This window comes from Endozoicomonas arenosclerae, assembly GCF_001562015.1.
Taxonomy (GTDB): domain Bacteria; phylum Pseudomonadota; class Gammaproteobacteria; order Pseudomonadales; family Endozoicomonadaceae; genus Endozoicomonas_A; species Endozoicomonas_A arenosclerae.
Genome location: NZ_LASA01000090.1, coordinates 64,780 through 90,196, shown reverse-complemented (window position 1 = coordinate 90,196; position 25,417 = coordinate 64,780). Strand labels below are relative to the sequence as shown.

Sequence of the window (25,417 nt, the reverse complement as noted above, 5' to 3'; positions counted from 1 at the left end):
ACCCATATGCAGTATTTCAGGAGCCAGGATTATTTTCCTGGCTCCTGCCCCTCCAGAAGCTGCCACATTTTTTGATCCCGTTCACTGGTCCAGACTTCCGGATGATTAACCTCTGATGCCTCATCAAATGCCCTGCTGACATTAAATGGCATGCAATGTTCATAAATCACCCAATTGCCATAATCCTGATCCATTTTTTTTCGAACATATCGATAAACCGCAGACAGTCCCTTTTTCTGATCAACAGCTTCAGATGAATAGCAAAGCAATCTGGAAACAAATCTGCGAGTTGACTCAATTGCCTGTTGGGCGGCATCACTATTCTTCAAAACACTTCCCCTGCCTGGAACCAATTTCTCTGGCCCCAGCTCAGCCAGCTGTGAAAGCGTATCAGGCCAGAGATGAAGATAAGCATCACCACAATAAGGGGTCGCTCCATTCTCTACCAGATCCCCGGAAAAAAGTACTTTCTCTTCGGGAATCCAGAGAACTGTATCTCCCCCTGTATGCCCTGCTCCAGGATGAATGATTTCCACTCTTTTGTTGCCCAAATCCAGTGTCAGAGATTCATCAAACAAAATGCCCGGATGGGTAAGTCCCGTTATACGCTCCGCACCTTCAAACAGTCTTGGAAACCGACGTAACTCGGACTCCATGTCTTGCGCCCCTCTCTCCATAATTAGCTGATCTGTAGCTTTACTGGCTACCACTCTGGCTTTTGAAAAAGCAGAAGCCCCTAAAGTCCGCACAGCATGGTAATGACTGAGCACAACATAATGCACAGGAAGAGAAGTCACATCCCTGATAGCTGACAATACATTTTCAGCCAGCCCTGGCGTCGCCTGCGCATCAAAAACCAGAACACTGTTTTCCCCAACCACTACCCCTGTATTAGGATCACCTTCTGCAGTAAAGGCATAAACACCTTCTGCAATAGCCTCAAACGTTATGGTTTTGGAAGAAAGATCAGCAGACGAAGCAAAAGGAGTAGGCATGAAAACGGGCCTCAGAAAGTGACATAGATGATTTCATTTCTGAAAAGTTTAGTCGGTTAAGATACCTCCTGCGTGAATACAGACCCTAAGGCAAATATTGAGTTTTAAGGAAAAAGAGTAGCCTCATCCAAAATCGAACAAGGCTCTTTTCGTTGTGACTACCAGGGAATGATGGAGCCATCATAGTTAAAGAACTGACCCGAGTTTTCCACCTTTAGTTGATCAATAACATCAATCAAGCCTTTGATGGATGTCTCTGTTGAGATCAGGGCATTGGGTCCACCCATATCGGTTTGAACCCAACCCGGATGACAAATAGCCACACTGATGCCTCTGCCTGCCAGATCAATCGCCATACTTTTTCCTACTGCATTCAAAGCAGCTTTGGTTGAGCGATAAATGTAGCTACCACCACTGGTGTTATCAGCAATGCTGCCCATCTTGCTGGTCATCAGTACAATTTTTGCACCTGCTGACAAAGACTCTGACAGTTCCTGAACCAATAAGAGAGGAGCAATCGTGTTGACTTCCATCACTTTATGCCACTCTTCTGACTGAACTTCACCAAAGTTAAGCCTGTGACCATACATGCCAGCGTTATTGATCAGAAGATCAACCTGCTCCCCCTGGAGCGTGTATTTCAGATTGGTTCTCTGGGCAGGGTTTGAAACATCCAGTGGAATGGTTTCGAGTCTGTCGCTGTTACCCTGTTTCAACTTAAGCAGGTCTTCTGCGGATTCAGGTGCCCGACAGCAAGCAAAAACCTTGTACCCTCTATCCAGAAACTGACGACAATACTCCAGACCTAATCCTCTATTCGCCCCGGTTATGACAGCCGTTTTAGGCATTGCTCAACTCCTTATATTGACTATCCAGTTCAGAAAGATGCTTTGCCAAAACCTCCGGCTCAAGAAAGCTGGCCACAAAGCTGTTGCGAATCAGCTTATAAAGATCTTGATGGCTCAGTTTCAAAGCCTTCTGGATTGAGTGGAAGTTGGCATTAATATAGCCGCCAAAGTAGGAAGGATCATCCGAATTGACGGTGACACAAAGCCCCTTATCCAGCATGGTCTTGATATTGTGGTCAGCCATATTATCAAAAACACAGAGCTTGATATTGGACAGAGGGCAAACCGTCAAAGGGATCTGCTCTTCAACCAGATAATTGACAAGTTTTTCATCTTCCAGGCACCGAACACCGTGATCAACCCTCGATACTTTTAACGCTTCTAGCGCTCCCCAGATATAATCAGCTGGCCCTTCTTCGCCGGCATGGGCAACGGTTTTAAGTCCAGCCTGTCGGGCCTTTTCAAACACTTCTGTAAACTTTTCCGGCGGATGTCCCAGCTCTGAAGAATCCAGCCCCACACCGATCATTCTGGAATGCCATGGCTTTGACATTTCAAAAGTAGCCATAGCAGATTCTGCACTGAGGTGACGTAGAAAACACATAATGATCTGACTGCTGATCCCCAGTTTTTTTCTACCATCCTGTAGAGCCGCATCAATCCCTTCAAAAACAGTACCGAATTGAATCCCCCTGTCTGTATGGGTCTGAGGGTCAAAAAAGATTTCTGTATGGACCACATTGTCCTGCTGACAGCGCTCCAGATAAGCCCAGGTGAGATCATAAAAATCTTGCTCGGTCTGAAGAACCTGAGCTCCGGCATAATAGATATCGAGAAAGGACTGGAGATCCGTAAACTGATAAGCCTGCCGAACCTCTTCCACGCTGCTATAAAGCAGGTCAATGCCGTTTCTTTCTGCCAGCAAAAACATCAGCTCAGGCTCTAGCGTACCTTCAATATGCAGATGAAGCTCTGCCTTGGGTAAAGAATCAATCATCAAAGTTCTGCCTGTTCATGAGCGAATATGGAAATACCCTATTCAATCTTTCATGAATACTGCATTTCCATGTTAAAAAGAGCTATTCTTTCAGAAGATACTCATTATACCGCCTTGCTTGCAAATCAAGTCCTGATGGCAGAGGTTCTGTCAGAAGATCTTGAAAGGCTGGTAAACCACGGAATGGTAAAATGTCAAAAATTGATGGCTCAGGACAACTCCCCCATACTCAGTTTGAACCCACCAAGCCGTCTGTTGAAGAAGGCAACGCGCCTTCAGACCCGGCACAACCCAAAAAGTATCTTTCTACAGATAAGCCTGAATCAGGCCCACGAAAAAGATCAATTCTTTCTCGTGGTGTCAAACTCCCCCCCTCAGAAGGAAGGCTAGAGCCAGCTGATCTGGGTATGATGCTGAAGTTTTTTGAAGAGGGTGATTTGGTCGGTGCACAAAAATCAATGGAGCGCTTCATAAAAGATCTGAATCAACTCGACAAGCTTATTTCAACCTTACCAAAAGAGTCGTCCACAGAAGCCAAAAAGCTGTTAGCAGATTACGCAGGTAAGCTCACAGCTGTTGATATCGTCAGCAAGCTGGTGGACCCTCAGGTTTCACTGGAAGAACAGTTTGAACAGATCAGTGAATACATGACCAAACTGGGAACCTCAGAAAGCCCGGTCAGAGTCATTGCCTGGGTTAGAGCGGACGAATACCTTAGTAACAGCAAGTTAGGACAGGAACTGCTTCCTGAACTGGCCAAACGAATGGAAGAAGAATGTCTCTTCACATTAAGTCAAATGGCCAACAAACTGGGGGTAAAGCTGCAGGATGGTCAATTAACGCCTAACCAGCAAAAAGCTTTAGCGCAGCAGCTTCAACAAATCCGCATTGAGATGAGTGCGCTAAGCAATGGTTAGCATTTCACATACAAAAAAGCCGCAAGTTAACCACCTGCGGCTTTTTCATACGTAAGCCTCGTTTAGAACAAGACCATGACCACAGTCACTGCACTCAAAACAAGAGTAGCGCCGTAAAACAGAACCTTCAGACCTGCCCCCGGATGAAAGCCAAGATCATGCATACCGTGGTAAATCCTGTGGATACAAGCCCAATAGGATGGTACCAACGCCACCAGCAGAATCAGCTGACCAAAAAGATTATTCAGGAAAAAGCCTGACATTCTTTCATAGGAAAGAGCTTCTGCAGGAATCACTCCCAGAGAAACCGCCAGGATCACCAGAATCATAGCCGGGAAGAAGAAGGCGATTGTTGTACCACCCGCCCCGAACAGGCTCCATAGCAGTGGTTCAATGTGTCTTTTCTGACTCATGACCTTCTCCCTTAAACCAGCACTGCAGCAGCGAGAATAATGACAGAAACACCTGCCAGTCCCGCATACATCAGTTTGTTGACCACGTTATCAGCCACCATCTTGCGAATCTGCTGTGGCAAGACTCGTGGCGTCATATCAAAGTAGGTAACGGCATGGAACAGAGTCATACCCAGAGTTACCACAGTGAACAGAATCATCAGCGGGTTGGCTTGAAAAGACAACCAGCCTTGCCAGGCTTCTGCTCCGCGAGTCAACTGCACAATGCCGAAGAACAAGTTGATGCAGTAAAGAGCATCAAATACACAGGTGGCTTCCCTGATCATGTAGGCACGGTAAAAAGGATGATCCATATACCAGGTACGCTTCATTGGGCGCACATAAGGACGACGACTCATCATTTACCTCCTTTACGCGGCATCAGGAAGGACAAGGCCCAGTMCTGAGCACCCTGTAACTTGTTCTGGTTGATAGCAGCAGCCGGATCGACATTTTTAGGGCATACTTCAGAGCAGTAGCCCACAAAGGTACAGGACCATACGCCATTCTTACCCTGGATGACTTCAGTACGCTCATCGTAACCGTCATCACGGGTATCCAGGTTATAACGGTGACCCAGAGCAATGACAGCAGGACCTGTAAACAGAGGGTTAATACCCATCTGTGGACAAGCTGAGTAACAGAGCATGCAGTTGATGCAGCTGGAGAACTGCTTGTACAAACTCAACTCTTTAGGTGTCTGCTTGGTAACACCTTCTTCAACCGGCTTTTCCATAGCGTTGATGATGTAAGGCTTAACAGATTCCAGCTTTTTGATGAAATCGTCAGCATCAACCACCAGATCACGCTCAATCGGGAAGTTTGCCAGCGGCTCTACCTTGATAGTGCCTTTGTAATCCCTCAGGAAGGTCTCACAACCCAGTTTTGGTGTTCCGTTGATGACCATACCGCAGCTGCCACAGACAGCCATACGGCAGGACCAGCGATACGCCAGGGAAGAGTCCAGTTCGTCCTTGATGTATTCGAGAGCATCCAGCATGGACCACTCATCGACAAAAGGAACCTCAAACTTTCCATAGCTGGGCTTGTCATCGCTTTCCGGGTTATACCTCAGAATTTCGATGTTGATTGTCTTGTCAGTCATTTCCAGCCCTCCCGTCACTTATTATCAGTCGCTGCGGCGTTCTTCTCAGCCGCTGCGCCATAGACGCGTTCTTCTGGCTGATAACGAGTAATGTTGACGTCCTGGTATTCCATACGGGGAGCGGCATCGCCGTTATAATAAGCCAGAGAGTGCTTCAGGAAGTTTTCATCGTCACGCTTTTCATAACCATCAATTCGCTGATGGGCTCCGCGAGATTCCTTACGCTCCAGTGCACCCACTGCCATAGTTTCAGCAACTGCCAAAGAGCTTTGTAGCTCAAACGCCTGTAATAGCTCGGTATTGAAAGCTTTGCTCTGGTCTTCAACCTGGACATTGCGGAATCGCTCACGCAACTCAGCAATCTTGTCCACGCCTTCTTGCATCTCTTCGCCGATACGATAAATACCAAAGCAACGCTCCATGGTTTTCACCATTTCATGGCGAATGTGGGAGGCTTTTTCAGTACCTTTGGCATTACGAAGTTTTTCAATGCTGGCCAGATGCATCTGAGCCTGATCAAGCAGCTTCTTCTCATCAGACATGACTGCATGTTGAGCATATTCAGCAGCCTTATCACCAACCAACGCTCCAAACACCACTGTTTCCGCCAGAGAGTTCGAGCCCAAACGATTGGCACCATGCATACCTACACTGGCACACTCGCCAGCAGCATAAAGGCCTGGGATATCAGAAGCACAGTTAATGTCTGTTCGTATACCGCCCATTGTGTAGTGAACAGCCGGACGAACAGGTACGGGTTGATGAACAGGATCAACACCGACGTAGTTTTTGGCCAAAGAACAGATCAGAGGCAGACGCTCCATGAGCTTCTTTTCACCCAGATGACGAAGGTCCAGATAGACTGCGTCACCCAGAGGCGTCTCGATAGTATTGCCCTTGCGCTGCTCATTCCAGAAAGCCTGGGAAAGCTTGTCACGTGGACCCAGCTCCATGTATTTGTTCTTTGGCTCGCCAATGGGCGTTTCTGGTCCCAGGCCATAATCCTGCAGGTAACGGTAGCCATGCTTATTCAACAGAATGCCACCTTCACCACGACAACCTTCAGTCATCAGAATACCTGAACCTGGCAGACCGGTTGGGTGATATTGAACAAACTCCATGTCACGCAGAGGCGCACCCGCTCGCATTGCCATACCATGACCATCACCGGTAACAATGGCACCGTTCGTATTGAAGCGGAATACACGACCTGAACCACCTGTTGCCAAGATAACCGTTTTAGCCAGGAATACCTTTGGCTCACCGGTTTTAACTTCGATGGCAACGACACCCTGTGCACGACCGTCTTCTACAATCAGGTCTGTTGCAAAGTACTCGTCAAAGCGCTCAATGGAAGGATATTTGACAGATGTCTGATAAAGCGTGTGGAGCATGTGAAAGCCGGATTTATCCGCTGCAAACCAGGTTCTCTCAATCTTCATACCACCAAATGGACGTACATTGACGTCACCGTCTGGCTTACGACTCCATGGGCAGCCCCAGTGCTCCAGACGAATCATCTCTTCAGTAGAATGCTGAACAAAGTAATCTACGGCATCCTGATCACAGAGCCAGTCACCACCTGAAACGGTATCCTTGAAATGATTCTCAAAAGAGTCATGATCCTGAATAACACCAGCTGAGCCACCTTCTGCGGCCACAGTGTGACTACGCATTGGGTATACTTTTGAAAGCAGTGCGATTTTCAGGTTGGGGTCTTTTTCTGCAACAGCTATAGCTGCACGAAGGCCAGTACCACCAGCACCTACGATTGCAACATCGGCCTTAATGACCTGCATTATGCCAACCTCTACTGAAGGTCCGGATTTCAGTCTGGCAGCAGCCGCCTGCAAAACCGGACAGGGTTAAGTGAAATTGTTCGAAAGGAAACCTGTTGGGTAATGTCTGGATACTGTTTCGTATAGATCAGGAAGGATTCCCAGTACTCGCATGAAAACCAGTATAGTCTTATTCAAGACTCAACCTGCTTCACGCCTGAACAGTGGTCAGCCAAACCCATTAACAAGTTAATGAGCTCAATGTACTCACTCAGAACATGTGAAGCAATCACGTGATATCTCATAGTTGTGAGTATTTTACGCACTCTTACTCAGGCATGGGAAAGCAGGTTCTTAGAGCTTTTTTTACTTAAGTAAAAAAGCCCAAAGAAATCATGAATTGAGCAAAAATAACCAGACAACCAAAGAAAAAACACAAAATCAAACCAGGTTTACCACCCGGAGCTCTATAGCTACCCGTGGGGTATTTTTTATCTTTTCTTATTTTTGTCACGATAAGCACTGGCAAAAGAATGGCAAGAATTGCTAAAGCAACGGAAGCGTAGCCCAAAGCCAAAATAAATCCTTCCGGATAACACAAAGCAAAAATGACAGGAGGTATAAAAGTGACAGATGCCGTTTGCAGACGACCCAACCAGCTATTATCCCGTTGCAAAAGACTGGCCAAATAATCAAACAGACCCAACGACACCCCCAAAAAAGAAGTCAGCAAAGCCAGGTCGGAGAAAACATGTAGAAATAGCTTTAACTGGCTGCCACCCACGGCATTGGTAAGCTCTCTGACTAATCCACCTGCGGACTCTCCACTTTCGGTCAACTGAATAAGAGACTGCTGAGAAAGTACTCCGGTCGCAACATAAAGCCAGAAGATATACACCAGTAATGGGACAAGTGCCCCCAAAACAAACACAGCCCCGACTCTGCGTGTATCTGACTTCAGATATAAGATAATGCTGGGGATGCTGCCATGAAAACCAAATGAGGTAAAAATCACAGGAATTGCGATTATTGCCGGCCACCACTGAACCGATTCATAAGTCAGATTCTGATGACTCACCTCTGGAAACAGGGTCAGAAGAGCCGCAATAAAAGCCAGCATCATGAGGGTAAACAACAGCCGACTGAGCAGGTCTACTGATCGGGTGCTGAAATAGACAAATGCCCCAGCAAAAACAGTAAAAACTATCACGCTGAACTGAGGACCAAAAGCCACTGAGTCACCAAGATACTGGTAAACCAGAGATCCTCCACCCGCCAGATAAGCTGCCATAAGGGAATAAAACAGCAACAAGGGAGATATGACCGCCAGTACTTTTCCCCACCTGCCAAGCACTCTTGCAGCCATTGAATAAAGACTGCATCCGGGATCAATTTGAAGATTAGCTTCAAGAGTAATTAACGCCGCCAGAACCACTACCAGAAAATTGGTGGCAAGCAGCCCTAACATGACCCAAAAACCCAGCTGAGCTGAGACTAGCGGCAGGGCCAGCATTCCGGCACCAACTGCTGTTCCAGACAGGATAAAAACACTCCCCAAACACCTGGATTGGTTATGCTCTGCCATGACGACCTCAGCTTTCTGATTGTATAGTTTGGTGCTGCTTCAGCCCTGATCAAACACACTTAAAAGAACAGACAATCCTTTTGAGAGAACCGAAAGATTCCATAACATAGGGGCTGAGGAGAATTGAGTATAGAAGGTAATTTTTATAAAGCGGTTTCAGACTACTTTGACTCATCAAACATGGAGTCGTCATTGGTTATATTATTCACTGCTTCGGAATTAATCCTCTCAAAGCGCTTCTGTAAAGCCTTGATCTGTAGATCAACACTGGCATCCACAACACCAATATCACTTTCCATGATGCAGTCACCCGTAGACAGGCGTTGATCTGCAACCAGATCAATGAATCCCACGCCTTTATACTCAGCCAAAATCTCATTCAAACGGGCTTTGACCATTTTGAATTGGCTGGGAGGGATTCGAATCGTTACCTGCTTTTCATTTCTGACATGCTGCAACGCATTTCTAACCAGATTGACCGCCAATTCCTCCTGGTCAAACTCCCCGATTATTTTTTTAACGCCAGACATCAGGATATCAGCCAGAGCTTTCTCTACTTCAGAAAGGTAATTTATGGTTCGGCTGACCACTTTGAGCATTTGCTCAGCCTGGTCCACTTTACTCTCAGCGATACCATCTTCGTAACCCCGCTGTTTTTCATTTTCATACGCCTGACGAGACTGATCCAAAATCTCCCTGGCATGCTCCCTGGCCTTCTTGATGATTTCATCAGACTCCAGATAGCTTGCATAGTCTTTCGACTTGAGCACTTTGGCAGATGGATCAATGATCAATTGTCCACTAGTCAGACTAACAGGTGACGCCATTTTCGATTCACCTCTTTATGCGTTTTAACGACCAGAGTCTTACACTGATCGATTTCCAATGCTGACTTATCGGCCTTCTGGATATGATTACTGCAGGAAGCTGGCAGCTTCAGCTCCAACCTTTTTATAAAGGCAGGCGAGCTTTCAGAAAATGCACGTCCGAGAACCTGTAAGCCCGATTGCATAAGGTAATTTTTAAAACTATCCAGATGATCCCAGTCAATTAAAAAGCTCGGCCCTAAATCACTGCCTATCCGGCTAAAAAACTGGGCTTTCTTAACAGCAAAACGGAAAGCCTCTTCGCCAAGCAATTGCTCTAACAACAGTCTTTCCTGCTTTTTTATGGTATTTCGAATCACACTTTCATTCAGGATAATACCCAGATAGAGACAGAGCCTTAGAATGGCTTCTTCATCCGCCAATGCAATCCGCTTATGCTTTTCATCAAAGTCATAATCGTAATCATTGGCCAGATCAAACTCTTTCAGCAGGAAGTGAGAGAGATGGTAATCAGCATTACCTGCCTGCCTGAGTTGTTTCACCAAAGGCGATAATTTAATGGTTTTCAGCCAACTATGATGGATAAAGCGCACAAGATAGAGATTAAACTCAGCAACAGACTGGAACAGTTCTAATTGATGTCCTTCCTGAAGGTGTGGTTGCTCAGCGTTCATTCAGCTTTCCTGGCTTTTTTCTTGCTCTTCTTCATGAACATCATCCAATACAGTCCACCACAACCCGCCATCGCCATTATCAACAAGAAGATAAGACCATAAACAACCCCTCTGAGGGCACCGGCAGAAGAAGGGTTAACCTTAACAAACAACACTGACTCCATTTTTGGAGCGGTACTCCCCCCCTGGTTGATTCGAGTAGCAGGAAACAGGGAAACCGTTATTTTATCCAGAGACAATCCTTCAATACTGTTCGAAACCAGCGTTTTTACTTTTGGAATAAAACCGGCCAGCTCAAGCTCGGGGGTATACTTGATAAACACTGAAGCAGAGGATGGATAATTCACATCACTGAGAGAATCCTGCTCTTGAGGAAGCACAACATGAACACGTGCTGTTATCACGCCATCGATCATTGATAGAGTCGAAGAAAGCTCCTGAGACATCGAGTAGGTATAGCGAGCCCTCTCTTCAGTGGGCGAAGAAATCAAGCCGTCTTTGGGGAAAATATCACCAATTGAGGAATACTTTTCCTTGGGATAACCATATCCACGAAGCAGCTTGATAGCTCTTGATACTTCATCCGATGGCACCATCAAGGTTACCATCTTCTCTTTGTTGAGGAGTTTTTCTGCCGGTATGCCTCCATCCAGCAGAATAGCCAGCATGTCATTACCTTCCTTTTCAGAAAGGCCTGAATAAAGCTCTACCTGGCAGCCTGCCAGCAAAAAGCTGAAGCAGATCACGCCCAGGTATTTCAGAGTACGGTGCACAGGTCCCTTGCTCATGAGCGGGCAACTCCGGCTGTATTTCTGGATCCAAAATAACCAGCCAGTTGCGCACCTGCTTCAGGATACTTTCGGGAATTACTGATTTCGCAGCAGAGTATCGAATGTCTGGGTACTCTTGCTGACAATCTTCCCGATATAATCCTCGGTGACCATCAGGTTGGTCATGGCCATCTGGGTTTTGAACATGTCCTGCATGGTCATGGTTTCACCAGGCTGCAGGTTGGAAACCACATTTTCCTTGCCTGCTTCAACATGCTCTCTGAGTCCCTGCATACCTCTGAGAATTTTATCTCCCAGTGTCAGGGCTTCCCCTTCAGACTGTTCAACCGCCGAAGCAGCTTCCAAAGCCTGCTGTCCTTCAGCGTCACCTGAAAGCAAGTTGCCGAACTTTTCTGCCGCTCCTTCATCCACTTTTTCAGGAGTGGCAAAGGTTTCAGCAGATTCAAGCGCTTTCTCTGTCAGGCCTTCTGAGTTGATAATATTTTCGGCCATACAACAGACCTCTTGAGTTGGTCAAAGTTATCAGCAGGCTCCGCCCGCATCCCCAGGAGCCTGACCGAGAATAGCGCCCGAGCATAAAGTTCAGTAGAACGAGGCAGGTTTTTCACTTAATTTGTGCGAATAGTTGACCTATTTCATCAAATTAAGTGGAACTGTCTAGAACGCTCAAGGCTGTTGCCCGTTCTTCCTGGACTTTAGGCCGGGCTCTCTATTCTCGGCCAGGCTCCTCGCAATCTTAAGCAGCGGAAAGCTGCTCAGATTGTCTTATTAAAATTTCGATCGCACTCTCAATCGTTGGCTGGGCAAACTGCTCATTATCCAGATAAATTAACCAGACCAGTTCTTCTTCACCCTTCAATCCTGCCTGCAATGGCAACATAAGCGATTGAGTGTAATGGCACTTTCTGAGCGCATGGATCAGACTTTTAGACGCATCAAATCTGGATAATCCCTGAACCATATAGATCAATACCCCCTCTTCCTGTCTCTCAAGGTATAAAGTCCTTTCTGATTCAAAATCAATGCTGATCACACCAGACTCACCAAAGGTAAGGTTTTCGACTCCAATGCCTTTTCCCACATCAGAAATCACTTCATCTCGCCAATCCATACCTTGCATCCCTCATGCTAACCTCCTTTAACTTGCACGCCCTGCCTGTCATCACCCGACATTCCAGGAATACCATCCACAGGGGCAAGAAGAGGTTTAATAAATTCTTCAGCTCTATCTGCAAACTCAGATAGGCTTGGATCAATTGACTTCAATTTTGGAATCTCAGATAAAAGCTTCTCAAGCTCAGGCTTGTTACCTGACAGAGCCCTAACGTCATTAAACGCATCGGAAAGGTCACCATAAGTATCATCTGGCAAGCGACCCATAAACTTCTCGATAATATAATCTGCAGACCCTTTTAGAGGTTGGGGAGACTCAGACTGTGTTACCTCAGAGCTGTTAACCGTAGTAGAAGGCTTAGGCTGTGTTTCCTCAGAGCTATTGACCGTAGTAAATGGAGTAGGAGCAACTTTGTCTGCCGGTAGATCAAGAGATTCTGTTAGTTCACCAATAAAGCCCTCACCAAGTTCTGCATCCATTGCTGCTTCTTCAATGATTTCTGATTCTTCATCTTCAATCTTGCTATCCAGGCTGTCCGTAGCAGCTGAGAGCATATTCAGTTTGGTTTCATCGTTTGTGAAAACTTCTTCGGGAATGGATCGGACAATATCAACAATGGAGGTCAGAGCAAAAATCTGGGCTTCAAGCCTTTCCAGATTCATCTTTAATGGCAGCTGATCAAAGTCAGTTTCTGTCACCCACTGTTGATCTACAAGATCCAACATTCCTTCCATCAGCACAAAGCGCACTACGTTTTCATCAGGAAAGGTTCTTTCCACTCTGTCTTCTGCCTCACAGCAGGCATCATGCACACCAGACTGAATTTTCAATCCTTTCATATCATCAATAATAACTTTTAATCTGACTGGAGAGGTGGATTGAGTCACGCTGTTCAGATCTGTTGCTAATAGATCAAGCTGCCCTTGAATCGCATTTTCCAGATTCTCAGCGCCATAAGTTTCTACCAGATAGCGGTAAGTTTTTTTCAAGGAGCCGTCATCACGAACATGGTCCATTTTTCCCATGGAATCGAGGTGACCGGCATAGTTTTCACGAACGGTTCGAACATCAACATCAAAGCCCATCTCTTCAATCATCTGGGCGGCAGATTCGGATATATTCAGACCGGCCTGAATCAGTGTTAGATTCTTTTCCCTGATTCTTTGTTGGGCTGTTCGAATCTGATTAGCTTTCTCCTCATCACCCAGCTCTTCGAAATATTCAGCCGCAAAATCAAGCGCAGCAAACTGCTCAAGCACATCATCAGAAAATTCCTGAGCCTGCTTAAGCACCTGATTCAGATTGAGATTGGGCTGATTAACGAAATTATTAACCAGGTCCTTGAATGCCTGGGTTTCCTGAATAGCCTGTATTTTTTTGATGCGCTCGAGAAGCTTATCGCTAAGTTCTGAGCCTGTGGAAAGCTTTCTGTCTTTGAGTTTGGTCTGCTTGAAACGGTCAGCAACCATTGACAGTTCTTCTGCGCTGTCGAGCAGTGCAGAAGTAGAATCAGACTTGACCTGAACAGCCTGTCCAGCAACCTTACCTTTTGCACCCTGGTTGCCTGCGATGTTCTGGTTACTCTCCAGGAACGACGGTGGTGATGCACCACCGGCCCTGTCGAGTGGAATAGTCATTTCATGCCTCCTGCATGCGGCAGCCGGGAATTCCTAACCCGGCTACCTTAGAGTGTGTTCAATTAACCTCGAGTGGTGGTTTTCAGTGTTTCGAACCAGGTACGGATAATTTCATCAAGTTTACTCTGTACCGTCTTAAGCAAGTCCTGTTGAAGCTGCATCCATTCTGAAGCACTCTGAGCAGCGTTGTCATGCTCTTTCTGAAAAGCTTCGTGCTCCTTTTGCCTCGCCTGATGTTCACTTGCCTGAAAATTAAAGCCTCCTGCAATGATATCTCCAGAAGCAGATACAAGCTGAGAAGCCTGAGTTGCCTGCTGCAATCTGGTAGATGCCTGAGCCGCAGATCCACCACTGAAAGAACCACCAATTGCTACGGCTCCGGCAGCAATTTTTGCAGTACCACTAACTACACCTGCAGCCAAAGTATAAATAGCAGCTTTTCTGACTTCTCCTGCCTGGTTAAGAATTTCCTGCTTAGCAGCGTCATATTCCACAGCCCTTGTTTCTCGTGCTCTACGACGCCCCTGTACACCTACCTCATGAAGCAGCTCCAGAACCGTAAAAATATCTACTAGCTGCTCTCTTACGCTATCTCCAACTGGATGTCCTCTTGAAAAATCGTCAGCCACCTGAACCAATTGCTGTAATTCTGCCAGTTGATCAGCACCGACCGCCTGGGTCAGCTGACTTTGAACAAGCAGCTTTTGTGGGTCTGCTACTCCAAGAAGAACATCAGCCTCTATATCATCAAAACCTAATTGTTTCAGTAACTGTTTTTGCTCATCTGTACCAAATGACTGTCCATTCAGTAATGCCTCCAAACGTTTTGCCTGGTTCTCACTAAAACCTTGGGCAGTCAAGCTTAATGAATCTGAACCAACAGCACTGCCAATTTCATCGGGCTGAGCAAGAGACAATAAAACTTTAGTTTGGCTTTCACTGAACCCTAGCAATTGAAGAGCATCTTTTTTACTCTTGAGCGACTCTTCACCATTGTGTCCGGAAGACGGTAAGAACGTATCATTCTTATTTGCAAGAGATAACAATTCATCAAGCTGACTCTGATTGAACCCGAGACCAGCCAACACACTTCTCTTTCCCTCTGCACTACCAACATTATGGCCATGTAAGTTACTCAAGTGGCTGACCGCACCTCTTAGAAGATCAGAGTTTCTCTGAAATTGAGCTTGTTGCTCTGGGCTCAAATCACCACTACGGAGGCTTTTAGACAGCTCCTGAGTACTAGACAGAGAGTTTCTGGTTATCTCACTGATCTCATTAATATCAGCACTCGCTGTTTCAAGATGAGTTGGTTTTACATCATTTGGGATGTCCAGAGCAGGGGCTCGACTTTGCAGCCCATTGAACACATCTGTATTTTTTGCTTCTTGTACATAGCGAAGATTATCTCCTCCCAAATCTCCACGACTAACTTCATCCAGAGGAACTGCACCTGAAAAGCCTTCAGTCCGGGCCCCCAGATTCACCGGTGTATTCTGCGTCGAGCCTGTCTGTTGTATCTGTGACATCATTAACCTCCTTGAAACTCAGGCACGCAGATTACGCGCTAGCGTGGTCTTGGTTTCATGATTAGCTTTAATAATACTAGCTGCTACTGAATAACCCGATTGAAGCTCTTCAAGAGCCCTTTCAATGGATTCTATTGTATCGTCGATAACTTGCTGAATTCTTGCCAAGTCTGCCTTGTTCTCCAAAGACTCTGCTCTGAAGATATCAGCTTGATAGTTATAAACAGATGTAGCTACATCAGCTCCTCCAGAGGCAACTTGAGAGGCTCCTCCGATAAGTTGAGCAATTTTAGCCAACTTGGTTAAAATCGTTGTAATTTTTGATGCTGTTGATGCCGCTGTTGCCGCAGTATTAGCTCCTGTTGCAGCCACAGTCGCGGCAGTTGAGGTCCCTGTAGCTGCACCAGAAGTTGCAGCACTTGCAGTGCTGGCCGCGGCCCCTCCTACCCCGGCAAACCCACCAGCTACTGCAGCACCAGCCGTAAGCGCGATCATAATAGCCGACCAAAAAACCATTGCGCCGATACGAGCACCTTTCTTATCATCTCCAGCCAAACCATCAAAAATTTTCATCATAAAATTATTGGTTTCTGAAGAAACAATCATGGTAACCATTAATGCTGTTGCAGCAACCATAAGGCTTACAGCCAAAACAGTGAGAGCACCACCAGTAAAAACAAGACCCACAACAGCAACAACGGCTGTAGCAATAGCCATAAATCCCAGAGCGATGTATCCAAAAATTTTGCCAATTAATTCACTCTCTTTTGCCTTCGCCACTCTTTCAATAGAGTCCCGGATTTTTTGAATAATTTTATCGCTTTTTTGTTGCACTTCGACTTGACCAACTTTGATACTCTCTTGGTCAAACTTTAATCTTTCATTTTGCAGCTTGGATTGGATCTGTATTAATAAGGTAGTTGCTGATTCAATATCCAGAGGCTGCTCAGTATTCAAAGCAGCTTTGGTAAATGCCTCTAAATCTTTATTAAGCTCAACTTTTAAATCATCAGGAATTTCGGTGATGGCAGAGAAACGAACCATCACATCTTCAAAGGTATCAAACAGAGTATTTAGTTTGGAATCTCCCCCCCTGACATTCATATCCTTAACTCTTGCAGAAACTGAGTGCATGGAAGCCAGAGAATTTTCCGGGTCATTCGGATCTGCCAGAGCCAACATTCCATCAATTTGGAATTTACTGAATCCCAGTTTTTCGAGCTCTGAGTGCTTGCCCTGAAGGTTTGTTGTCTGCTTTCTAATCGAGATATTTTTTTGTTCCTGAACAACCTCACCAGGCGTCTTTGGAATCTTTGCAGACTTTTCTGAACCCAGTTCTTCCTGATACTTCAAAACCTCATCGGTAGCTTTAACAGATTCAGCATCAGCAGCAGGAGCATCCAGAACGGGAGTATTGATCTGTGCTTTGGGGGCTTCACTACCTTCAGTTCTGGAGTAACTGTTCTGGTTACTGAAACCTCTTTGAACCGGATTCTCTTCGTAATCAACGGCATCAAAAGAAGCCTGATTAATATTCCCGGTTTGTTCTGTAGAGACAGGTCCCTGACTGATTGAAGACATCCTTGTACCTCTTCCCTTAACTGCTCAGGTTATCCAGCATGCTTTCGGCTCTCTGTTTCTCTTCCTCATAACCAGTCGCACTGCCAGCCCATTCTATTGCTGTCTCGTAGGACATTTTTGCTTTTTCTTCGTCACCCATTGCAAGGTGACAGTCACCGATATAAATCATGGGTCTGGGATCATCGGCGTCCAGCACAGTGGCAAAAGTGAAAATTTCAATCGCATTTTCGTACTGCTTCATCATTTGCTGACAGGCACCCAGCCCCATGAAGTACTTACGGTTGAAATGGTCATAGAAGCAGAGGAACTGAAAAACCTTTTGAGCCTCTTCATACTTCCCACCCTGGTAAAGGTTATAAGCGACGCTGTATATAGCTTCCATAGCATCGTCACTCATATTCTTCAGGTCTTTGAAGGTACCGCCCTTACCAAAGAACTCAAGAAGCATATCTTCAAGTTCTTCACCCTCATTGACCTTGGCTTCTTCATTCACACTGGTACCCTCCATGATTCAACGTAGATTTTGTATAACTGTGCTCAACGACTGGTAATATTTATTAATAAAGTTAGACATCATCTCAAATGCTTGGTTATATCTGTTTATTGTCTGTTGCAACTGAGTTGTCTCAAGCTGAGTCTGACTAGTCAAACCTTCAGTTCTAGCTCTAAGACCTTCAATGTTGACATCCCAATCTGCAGAGTTATGATCCAAAATAGGTGTATCAGTATTATTGTCGTTTTCTTGAAACTCAGCATTAAGTGACGCCCAAAAGTCTCTAAATTCCTGATCAAAGGTCGCTGTCCCTGATGTACCAGCCTCTGCTTTTTTAGCTCTGGCTCTTGCCAACCAATCATTCGCCTCTTCCAATTGGGCATTTTTTTCCTGTATGGATCCAATCTGATCTCTCAATTGACCTTCTATGATTTCTGCCCGAGCGGATAAGACCGAAAATACTAAGGCATCGAGACTGGGCTTGGAAAAGTCGACAGGCTCACCATTAAGATAAGAATTAACTGAAACAGCCCCAGGACCTATATAGTTTTCACCCTGCCAATTTCTGGGATCACTGACCTGATTCAGTAAAGAAACGGGTGTCTGAACGTAAACCAACTGTCTTGCAGCATCCGTCAACTGACCAGAAAACTGAAGAGAATTAAGTATTGACTTATCAACGATATTAAAATCTGAAGCTACTAACGAATCATCCGGATCAGCCAGTGAAAGCAGCGCTTCTATCTGTGCATCACTGAAGCCTGAAGCCCTGAGGGAATCCCTTCTGGCATCCGTGAGATGGACTGATCCCTGCGTTCCAGTGAGCGTAACGCCACTTTGATTATCCACCGATGGTGAGGACTCAGTCATAAGTTGGCTCCCTGCCGTTCTGTGCTGATCACATTACAATTAATCTAGGCTATTAATCTGTTGCTGAAAGTCTGTGACTCTCATCTCATGGTCTTATATGCGAAAAATTCATTAAAAAAGTAAATTAATAGCTATTTGAAATGATCTTTCTCTTTGAGTTTGCCTATCACTTGAGCAAATCTGTCATCAGCATGTTCCTTAAGCTCCTCTAAAAACTGTGAACCCTTTATTCTTTTATCTCTGGGCCTCTCAAGGACTTCCCTTGCTGCTTTCAAAAACTCATCTCTATCCGAGTCATTAAGACGATCTGCTCTCTCCAAGGTATTAAGTTCAAAAGAAAGTACTCTGAAATGAACCAGATTTTTTGAAATAGACAAATCAATTGCCTCAGAAGCCCCTGTTTCAGTGGTAGAGTGAGGCGGATGTTTAGTTGATGACTTTTTAGGTTTTGCAACTTCGGGAGGAGGTCCAGGAGGCTCAGGCACAACTTTAGAAACGGCAGCTGAAGCGCTGAATGAAGCTGAGCTCTGCTGTTGTTGTTTTAACAAACGCTCTGCTTTTTCTGCTTCAAGCAACCTCAGTACACTAGTGAATACTTCCTTCGCTTCTTCAGTTCCTGCACTGCCCAGAGCGCCTTTGGTCATGGCAATCAGCTGATCCAAGGATGAATCACTCATCCTGGGCAGCATCTCTTTCAGCTTCGCCAGAAATTCTGCCATAGCCTGCTCTCTCTCACTGGCAGATGTGGCATTCATCATGGCTTCTGCAGCACTCAGAATAGCGTTAGTGACCGCTTTGAATTCAGGATCATGAGGATCAACATTCTTATCTTTACTCAAGACATCAGCAATAGCCTCTGCAACCACTTCAGAAAGCGGTAAGCCCGCTTGTATTCCTGTTGAGATTTGCTCCAGAAGCTCTTCAGGATCGACGTTGAGCTTACTTTCTTCAGCAAACTTCTTAAGTCTTTTCTTAGCTTCGTCCTCATCCAAAGAACCATCTTCCCGAAGAGGAATAGGTCCATCACCTTCAGTAAGGGCTTCCAGTACAGGCTTGCGAACGGCCATAAACTTGCCATCATCCAAGCTATTTTCACTGGGCTTGGGTTTAGGCTCATCAGGCTTGGGTTTAGGTTCATCAGGTTTCGGCTTAGGCAGATTATCAGGTGCATCATCCAGGGCAAACATCATCTTGGAAAGGCCCATACTCAACATCATTATTCCACAGGCATAAATACACAGTCCTGCTGGAGGGAAACCAATCGCTGCAGCCGCTCCTATACCCACCAAGATACCACCAGCGGCTGTGACCGTTATCTCTTTCTTATGCTTATCAAGAAACCCAAGTTTGGGTTGTAGCTCATTTTTAAATTCTTCTTTTCTCTTTTGTACATCAGGATCATCAGATGAACTGACAGACACTCGCGGCTTTGCAGAAGGAGAAGTACCTTTTGGAGAAATGAGTTCATCATCAGGATCAGGGGCAGGACCTTCTCCATGCCCATTCGGGGGTGTTTGCCGAGGTTTTACCTGAGGTGTAACAAGTTCATCATCCGGATCAGGAGTGGGATGCGATCCATGAGCTCCCGGAGGTTGAGGTATTCTGCTTCTGGAAGACTTCCTGGAGGCTTCCAAAGAACTCAGCATCTGAGAAGCTTCATCACTATCAAGAGAATCATCCAGTTCTGATTCTACCAGCTCTGGCAAATCTTCCTGCAGGTTAGAAGTAGCAGTACGAGAGTGTATACTTTCTGGTGTAGGACCTGAGCCTTGGGAGTCACGTCTCCCCACCAGGTTTTGCCCCGGTATTCCTGTTACATGTCTGGGACCCAGTCGACCTGTTTCATTGACCTGATGCTTTGGGTGCACTAGATCAACAGGTTGTGTAGATTGGGTATCAACGCCCCCCGTTTTCCCTGGCATAGACTCTTCTTCCGAAAATGCAGCATATACTTTAATAAAGCTTAGATGAACTATTACTGCCGCAGGTAGATTTGATAGACAAAGCGAATAAGTAATCCCCTTAACCTTTCGCCAACTTTTTGGCACTCCCATTAAATGAGAGGGAACAGGTATTGCTGGAAATACTCTACATTCTTGCCATAACTGTTGAAGCTATGTCTGGAGCAATTGCTGCCGGAAGAAAACAGATGGACCCTTTTGGAATCATCATCATTGCCACAGTAACTGCTTTTGGGGGCGGCACAATAAGGGATCTGGTTTTGAACAACCATCCTCTGGTATGGGTTGCTCACCCTGAGTATCTTGTTGTGACGACAGTAGCTGTCATCGTCGTGATTATCATCAGACCCTGGATACGATTTTTATCGGAAGCTTTTTTGGTGCTCGACGCTATTGGTCTTGTGACTTTCAGTATTATTGGTGCCCAGAAAACCCTGGAATTGGGTCATAACTATCTGATCGCCAGTATCATGGCGGTGTTCACTGGAGCATTTGGTGGTGTTCTGCGGGATATCCTTTGCAATCAGGTGCCACTGGTATTCAGAAAAGAGCTCTACGGGAGTATTTCATTTATGGCAGCTTGGATATTCTTTCTTCTATGCATGACCCCCTTGTCTATGACGGCCTGTATACTGATCACACTCATCACAGGATTTGTTGCTCGCATGTTGGCAATTACCATGAATATTGAGCTGCCGATCCTTAACTTTGATCAAAAACCCCCAAAAAAATAATCGTTCAAAACGACGCCTGGTCTTTGCAGTAAAGCCTCAGGCGTATTGACGGGATTTATCAAACAGCTTTGTGAGTTGTCGGTTTTTCATAAAACTCAAGAACTGCAGACATCACATCCTTAGGACTGAGCATACCTACCAAAGCCCCTTCTTCAACCACAGGAACACGAAATGCATGGGCTTTCATAAAATGTTCATAAGCCGTGATAATATCGTCATAGGGAGAAACAGTGAGCACATCTCTAGTCATACTTTCACCCACCAAGCTACCTTCCTGAGAAAAATAACTTCCCATCAGTGTCCCCTGAAGACAGTCCGTCTCTGAAAGAATCCCCACCAGACCGCCATTATCATCTACTACAGGAACTGCAGTTATGTCGTTATTGAGCAGTATTCGTATGGCCTCTACCACTTCCATCGTGGGTGGAATGGTGATCACCTGAGGTGTCATACAGTCTTTGACTTTGATTGATCTCATATAACCTCCCCGGTTATTCCGAGCAGCCAGGAGCAATTCATACACTTACAAGTATTCTACCCTTTTCCGGACAAAGTCCAGTTCCTGATGAAACTTCCTTCATAAAGTCACATTTCGAACAGAGACAATAACCGTTGAGGCCTTTATAATGGCGCCTTTCCACCCTCTTTCATTTGAATTTGAAATAAGGCAAAGGTGTACACATGAGCTTTGCGAATATCCCAGCTGGCAAGAACTTGCCTGAAGATATCTACGTTGCCATCGAAATTCCGGCCAACGCTTCTCCTATCAAATACGAAATCGATAAGGATCTCGATGCCCTGATGGTAGACCGTTTCATGGCTACCCCTATGTTCTACCCTGCCAACTACGGTTACATTCCTCAGACTCTGGCAGATGACGGCGATCCTCTGGACGTTCTGGTAGTCACCCCTTACCCGGTTGTACCAGGCTCTGTTATTCGCTGCCGTACTGTAGGCATGCTGAACATGTCTGATGAAAGTGGCCAGGATGAAAAGCTGATCGCAGTACCTCACGAAAAGCTGTCCTCTCTCTACAAAGATGTTCAGGAATACACTGATCTGCCAGAACTGCTGCTTAAGCAGATTGAACACTTCTTTGAAAACTACAAAGATCTGGAGCCAGGCAAGTGGGTTAAGATTGAAGGCTGGGAAGGCAAAGAAGCAGCCTTTGAAGTCATCAAAAAGTCGGTAGCCAACTACAAGGGCTAACCCAGCCTTCATACGATAAAGCTGCTTTAGTCACTAAAGATGATCTAAGGTTTATTTCAAAGCATTATCGTATGAGGTAAAAGTGCTGAAGGTGTCACCTTCAGCACTTTCCATCGGCTTCAAGACGCTTCAGGGCTTGCATCCCGCCCGTTTCACTCCACAATAAAAGAACCTGAAACAAAAACAGCCGATTTTTTCCATGGTTCAGCACTCCAGATCCTGCAAATATTTTCAGTTCTCTATTTTTCTTACAGGACTTCTTGCCTGGTGCTTTTCATCACTGGCTACAGCCAATTTAGATCAGCTCTTTGAGAATAATAATAAAAGCTCTCAGACTTTTCTTCCCGTTGAAGAAGCCTTCCAGCTGAACGCAGAAATCGTTGACAACTCATTGCTGCTTCATTTTCTGGTAACCCCTGGACACTACCTTTATAAAAAAAGATTCAGCTTTTCCAGTAACCAGAAAGAAACCCAAATTGGCGAACCAGTCTTTCCCAAAGGGAAAGAAAAGTACGACGTTAATTTCGAAGAAACTCTGGAGGTCTTCCCTGAAAATATTACTGTCAAAATTCCGGTTAAGAGCTCTCTGACAGAGCCTGAAATCGAGGTTCGTTTCCAGGGATGCGCTGACGCAGGTCTTTGTTACCCCCCTCACACAATTGACGTCACTGTCGCCAACCCAAATGTTGATTTAGCGGCAGCCGAAGACTTAGATACCTCATTTTCAAATCAGGAAAACAACCCGTCTCTGAACAGTTATTCACCTGACTCTCACCAGAGCATCTGGCTTTCACTTTTATTGTTCCTGCTGGCGGGCATTGGACTGACATTTACTCCCTGCGTTCTTCCTATGATCCCCATCCTCTCAAGCCTTCTGGTGGGAGCCGCATCGGAAGGAGCTAGCCGCAAGAGAACGTTTTATCTTTCGTTGGGTTATGTTCTCAGCATGTCTGTAACTTTTGCCCTGGCAGGGACTCTCATGGGCCTGTTTGGAGCCAGTTTAAACTTACAGGCCAAACTTCAGTCTCCCTGGCTGCTGATTCCTTTTGCAGTGCTTTTCATTCTCCTTGCATTGAGTATGTTTGGTCTTTATGAGCTGCAATTGCCAGAAAAACTCCGTAACCGTCTCAACCAACAACCGAAAAAGCCTGGCAGCCTTTGGGGAGCAGTAGTTTTGGGTTTTCTCTCTGCTCTGGTCGTATCCCCCTGTGTTTCCGCGCCTTTAGCTGGGGCATTAATCTACATCAGCACAACAGGTGATGCCTTAGTCGGTGGCCTCTCACTACTGGCTTTGGGTTTAGGCATGGGACTGCCTTTAATGCTGATAGGATTGTGTGGCAAGAAAATCCTGCCCAAAGCTGGCAGCTGGATGGAAAACGTCAAGGTATTTTTTGGCTTCCTGATGCTGGGTGTAGCCATATGGATGCTGGAGCGCGTGATCGCCCCTCAGCTGACTCTTTTCCTCTGGGGAGCCCTCGCTATTGGCGGCGCTTCATGGTTTGGAGCCGTAGACTTCAATAAAAAATCCGGTTCAGAACTACTCTCCCAAACCCTCGGTTTGATATTGCTCATTTATGGAGCGCTCTTGATCATTGGTGCAGCACAAGGCCACAAAGACCCCTTCAAGCCCCTCTACAGCATCAGTAATTCAGCTTCCATACCCCTTATGGAAAGCCCTTTCCAGACTGTTCAAACAGTAGCAGACCTATCAAGACAACTGGAGATAGCCAGTAAAAATGGCAAACCCGCCATGATTGATGTGTATGCCGACTGGTGTATCTCCTGCAAAATCATGGAAAAAGAAGTTTTCCCTCAGGTATTTGCCAACATCGAGATCAATAAGTGGCACCTGATTAAATTCGATATAACCGAAAACACACCCGAACAGCAAAAGTGGCTGGATAGCTACCAGCTCTTCGGCCCCCCTGCCCTGCTTTTTTATGGCTCAAAAGGTCAGGAAAGAGCCCAGCTACGCTCCCAAGGCGAGTTAACATCACCTGAGCTGCTTAAAAAGATGAAATTAACTATGGCAAATTAACAGATCGCTACAAATGTACTTCTTCATCTTCTTATATCACCGAACACCCCTTTTTCTGTTACCAGAATTGTGAACTCATCTGGCTTTGAAATGCTTGGTAACTGGCGTTAACGTTCAGTAACACGCACGAACTAGACCCTTTCATTTCATTGCGGCACAATGCATGCCAATATGAGAGGATACTGATGGCAACATTACTTGTTCTGAATGGCCCTAATCTCAACCTGTTGGGAACCCGGGAGCCTGGCGTCTATGGCGCAACCACACTGGAACAAATTAACCAGACTCTGACACAGCAGGCGAAAGCTGCGGGCCACCAGCTCAGCTGTTTCCAGAGTAATGCTGAACATGCCCTTATTGAGCGGATCCACAAGGCCGCTGATGAGAACATTGACTTCATCATTATCAACCCTGCCGCATATACTCATACCAGTGTTGCTATCAGGGATGCCCTTTTGGGTGTTGCCATTCCCTTTGTAGAAGTTCACCTCTCCAATGTACATCGACGTGAGCCCTTCAGACATCACTCTTACTTCAGCGATGTTGCCGAAGGAGTCATCGCAGGCTTGGGCCCCAAAGGCTACGAATACGCACTGGCCTTTGTTGTAGACCGCCTCGACCAGAATCACTGAACGCAAGAAACTCCGGGTATTGTCTTGTATGACTGTACGAGAGCAGCACCTGCCAGAGTTTCTGCTCAGAGAAGCCAAGTGGCTAAAGCTGTAATCAAGGTAGTGCTCCTCGATGCACTACCAGAAATCCTATTAACCGACGGCAGATTTTTCTGCCCAACAGCATTTGAGATTGACCATGGACATCAGAAAAGTAAAAAAGCTCATCGAGCTGCTGGAAGAATCTGGAATCGACGAGCTTGAAATTCACGAAGGTGAAGAGTCCGTTCGCATCAGCCGTTACTCCCAGAATGCTCCAGTAGCCGCTATTGCACCTCAGGTACTCCCTGCAGCTGCTCCAGTCGCAGCTGCGCCTGTTGCTGCAGCGGCCGAAGCACCTGTTGCCGAAGCCAAATCTGAACTGTCTGGTCACCAGGTCAAGTCCCCAATGGTGGGCACTTATTATTCAGCCCCTTCACCCAGCTCTCCTGTTTTTTGTGAACAGGGACAGCATGTCAAGGAAGGTGATGTGCTCTGTATTGTTGAAGCTATGAAGATGATGAACCAGATCAAAGCTGACAAATCAGGCACCATCGAAGCCATTCTGGTTGAAAACGGACAGCCCGTTGAATACGACCAGCCCCTGTTCACAATCGTTTGAGACAGATGCC

Annotated in this window: 26 protein-coding genes; 6 read left to right on the top strand and 20 right to left on the bottom strand. The window is 45.9% G+C overall.

Annotated elements, in window-relative coordinates; genetic code table 11:
- Nucleotides 1–29: 29 nt before the first annotated feature.
- The 3 genes from WG89_RS14430 to WG89_RS14420 form a co-directional block, all read right to left on the bottom strand.
- Nucleotides 30–995, bottom strand: a complete 966-nt coding sequence (locus tag WG89_RS14430; RefSeq protein WP_062267292.1) for an MBL fold metallo-hydrolase — start codon at nucleotides 993–995, stop codon at nucleotides 30–32.
- A gap of 158 nt (nucleotides 996–1,153) precedes the next feature.
- On the bottom strand, nucleotides 1,154–1,843 hold the full coding sequence (locus tag WG89_RS14425) for an SDR family oxidoreductase (protein ID WP_062267290.1): 690 nt from the start codon (nucleotides 1,841–1,843) through the stop codon (nucleotides 1,154–1,156).
- Nucleotides 1,836–2,840, bottom strand: coding sequence for an adenosine deaminase (locus WG89_RS14420; protein ID WP_062267288.1), 1,005 nt, complete (start codon nucleotides 2,838–2,840; stop codon nucleotides 1,836–1,838). The genes WG89_RS14425 and WG89_RS14420 overlap by 8 nt, the downstream gene beginning before the upstream one ends.
- 191 nt (nucleotides 2,841–3,031) lie before the next feature.
- Between WG89_RS14420 and WG89_RS14410 the strand changes: the two genes are divergently transcribed.
- Nucleotides 3,032–3,757, top strand: a complete 726-nt coding sequence (locus WG89_RS14410) for a hypothetical protein (RefSeq protein WP_153301606.1) — start codon at nucleotides 3,032–3,034, stop codon at nucleotides 3,755–3,757.
- A 62-nt stretch (nucleotides 3,758–3,819) separates the two neighbouring features.
- Here the strand turns inward: WG89_RS14410 and frdD are convergent, their stop codons facing one another.
- From frdD to WG89_RS14330, 16 genes are all read right to left on the bottom strand, one after another.
- Nucleotides 3,820–4,170: a fumarate reductase subunit FrdD gene (gene frdD, locus WG89_RS14405; protein ID WP_062267282.1), complete on the bottom strand. Its 351-nt coding sequence runs from the start codon at nucleotides 4,168–4,170 to the stop codon at nucleotides 3,820–3,822.
- Between the two features lie 11 nt (nucleotides 4,171–4,181).
- Nucleotides 4,182–4,571, bottom strand: coding sequence for a fumarate reductase subunit C (locus WG89_RS14400; RefSeq protein ID WP_079253842.1), 390 nt, complete (start codon nucleotides 4,569–4,571; stop codon nucleotides 4,182–4,184).
- Complete coding sequence (locus tag WG89_RS14395) at nucleotides 4,568–5,314, bottom strand: succinate dehydrogenase/fumarate reductase iron-sulfur subunit (protein ID WP_062267278.1); 747 nt, start codon at nucleotides 5,312–5,314, stop codon at nucleotides 4,568–4,570. Before WG89_RS14395 ends, WG89_RS14400 begins: the two co-directional genes overlap by 4 nt.
- A 14-nt stretch (nucleotides 5,315–5,328) precedes the next feature.
- Entirely contained in the window at nucleotides 5,329–7,113 is a 1,785-nt protein-coding gene (frdA, locus tag WG89_RS14390) for a fumarate reductase (quinol) flavoprotein subunit (RefSeq protein WP_062267276.1), read from the bottom strand.
- A gap of 349 nt (nucleotides 7,114–7,462) precedes the next feature.
- A complete protein-coding gene (locus WG89_RS14385; RefSeq protein ID WP_062267274.1) occupies nucleotides 7,463–8,677 on the bottom strand; it encodes an aromatic amino acid transport family protein in 1,215 nt (404 codons plus the stop codon).
- Between the two features lie 161 nt (nucleotides 8,678–8,838).
- Complete coding sequence (locus tag WG89_RS14380; RefSeq protein ID WP_079253841.1) at nucleotides 8,839–9,504, bottom strand: HrpE/YscL family type III secretion apparatus protein; 666 nt, start codon at nucleotides 9,502–9,504, stop codon at nucleotides 8,839–8,841.
- The gene (locus WG89_RS14375; RefSeq protein ID WP_062267270.1) at nucleotides 9,483–10,178 is read right to left on the bottom strand and encodes a SctK family type III secretion system sorting platform protein; all 696 of its coding nucleotides are present in this window, start codon (nucleotides 10,176–10,178) and stop codon (nucleotides 9,483–9,485) included. Before WG89_RS14375 ends, WG89_RS14380 begins: the two co-directional genes overlap by 22 nt.
- Complete coding sequence (gene sctJ, locus WG89_RS14370) at nucleotides 10,175–10,966, bottom strand: type III secretion system inner membrane ring lipoprotein SctJ (protein ID WP_062267268.1); 792 nt, start codon at nucleotides 10,964–10,966, stop codon at nucleotides 10,175–10,177. Before sctJ ends, WG89_RS14375 begins: the two co-directional genes overlap by 4 nt.
- Before the next feature lie 78 nt (nucleotides 10,967–11,044).
- Nucleotides 11,045–11,461, bottom strand: a complete 417-nt coding sequence (locus tag WG89_RS14365) for an EscI/YscI/HrpB family type III secretion system inner rod protein (RefSeq protein ID WP_062267267.1) — start codon at nucleotides 11,459–11,461, stop codon at nucleotides 11,045–11,047.
- 244 nt (nucleotides 11,462–11,705) lie between these two features.
- On the bottom strand, nucleotides 11,706–12,080 hold the full coding sequence (locus WG89_RS14360) for a CesT family type III secretion system chaperone (protein ID WP_153301605.1): 375 nt from the start codon (nucleotides 12,078–12,080) through the stop codon (nucleotides 11,706–11,708).
- Between the two features lie 17 nt (nucleotides 12,081–12,097).
- Complete coding sequence (locus WG89_RS14355; protein ID WP_062267264.1) at nucleotides 12,098–13,720, bottom strand: TyeA family type III secretion system gatekeeper subunit; 1,623 nt, start codon at nucleotides 13,718–13,720, stop codon at nucleotides 12,098–12,100.
- A gap of 62 nt (nucleotides 13,721–13,782) precedes the next feature.
- Entirely contained in the window at nucleotides 13,783–15,252 is a 1,470-nt protein-coding gene (locus tag WG89_RS14350; protein ID WP_153301604.1) for a hypothetical protein, read from the bottom strand.
- 15 nt (nucleotides 15,253–15,267) lie between these two features.
- Nucleotides 15,268–16,830 (bottom strand): type III secretion system translocon subunit SseC family protein, encoded by a 1,563-nt coding sequence (gene sctE, locus WG89_RS14345; protein ID WP_062267260.1) that lies wholly within the window; start codon nucleotides 16,828–16,830, stop codon nucleotides 15,268–15,270.
- A gap of 16 nt (nucleotides 16,831–16,846) precedes the next feature.
- Nucleotides 16,847–17,323 (bottom strand): SycD/LcrH family type III secretion system chaperone, encoded by a 477-nt coding sequence (locus tag WG89_RS14340; RefSeq protein WP_245662920.1) that lies wholly within the window; start codon nucleotides 17,321–17,323, stop codon nucleotides 16,847–16,849.
- An 18-nt stretch (nucleotides 17,324–17,341) separates the two neighbouring features.
- Nucleotides 17,342–18,193, bottom strand: coding sequence for a hypothetical protein (locus WG89_RS14335; protein ID WP_062267256.1), 852 nt, complete (start codon nucleotides 18,191–18,193; stop codon nucleotides 17,342–17,344).
- 131 nt (nucleotides 18,194–18,324) lie between these two features.
- Nucleotides 18,325–20,115: a hypothetical protein gene (locus WG89_RS14330; protein WP_062267254.1), complete on the bottom strand. Its 1,791-nt coding sequence runs from the start codon at nucleotides 20,113–20,115 to the stop codon at nucleotides 18,325–18,327.
- Nucleotides 20,116–20,267: 152 nt separating this feature from the next.
- On the opposite strand from WG89_RS14330, the gene WG89_RS14325 reads away from it, so the two are divergent.
- Nucleotides 20,268–20,888, top strand: a complete 621-nt coding sequence (locus tag WG89_RS14325) for a trimeric intracellular cation channel family protein (RefSeq protein WP_216638491.1) — start codon at nucleotides 20,268–20,270, stop codon at nucleotides 20,886–20,888.
- Between the two features lie 58 nt (nucleotides 20,889–20,946).
- On the opposite strand, the gene WG89_RS14320 is transcribed toward WG89_RS14325, so the two are convergent.
- A complete protein-coding gene (locus WG89_RS14320; protein WP_079253846.1) occupies nucleotides 20,947–21,366 on the bottom strand; it encodes a CBS domain-containing protein in 420 nt (139 codons plus the stop codon).
- A 203-nt stretch (nucleotides 21,367–21,569) separates the two neighbouring features.
- Between WG89_RS14320 and ppa the strand changes: the two genes are divergently transcribed.
- The 4 genes from ppa to accB all read left to right on the top strand — a co-directional run bounded on the left by ppa (nucleotide 21,570) and on the right by accB (nucleotide 25,407).
- Nucleotides 21,570–22,097 carry an inorganic diphosphatase gene (gene ppa, locus WG89_RS14315; protein WP_062267249.1) on the top strand — a complete coding sequence of 176 codons (528 nt, stop codon included), beginning with the start codon at nucleotides 21,570–21,572 and terminating at the stop codon, nucleotides 22,095–22,097.
- Nucleotides 22,098–22,296: 199 nt separating this feature from the next.
- Nucleotides 22,297–24,135, top strand: coding sequence for a protein-disulfide reductase DsbD (dsbD, locus tag WG89_RS14310; RefSeq protein WP_062267246.1), 1,839 nt, complete (start codon nucleotides 22,297–22,299; stop codon nucleotides 24,133–24,135).
- A gap of 185 nt (nucleotides 24,136–24,320) precedes the next feature.
- On the top strand, nucleotides 24,321–24,767 hold the full coding sequence (aroQ, locus tag WG89_RS14305) for a type II 3-dehydroquinate dehydratase (RefSeq protein ID WP_062267245.1): 447 nt from the start codon (nucleotides 24,321–24,323) through the stop codon (nucleotides 24,765–24,767).
- Between the two features lie 178 nt (nucleotides 24,768–24,945).
- Nucleotides 24,946–25,407, top strand: coding sequence for an acetyl-CoA carboxylase biotin carboxyl carrier protein (accB, locus tag WG89_RS14300; protein WP_062267243.1), 462 nt, complete (start codon nucleotides 24,946–24,948; stop codon nucleotides 25,405–25,407).
- Nucleotides 25,408–25,417 lie beyond the last annotated feature (10 nt).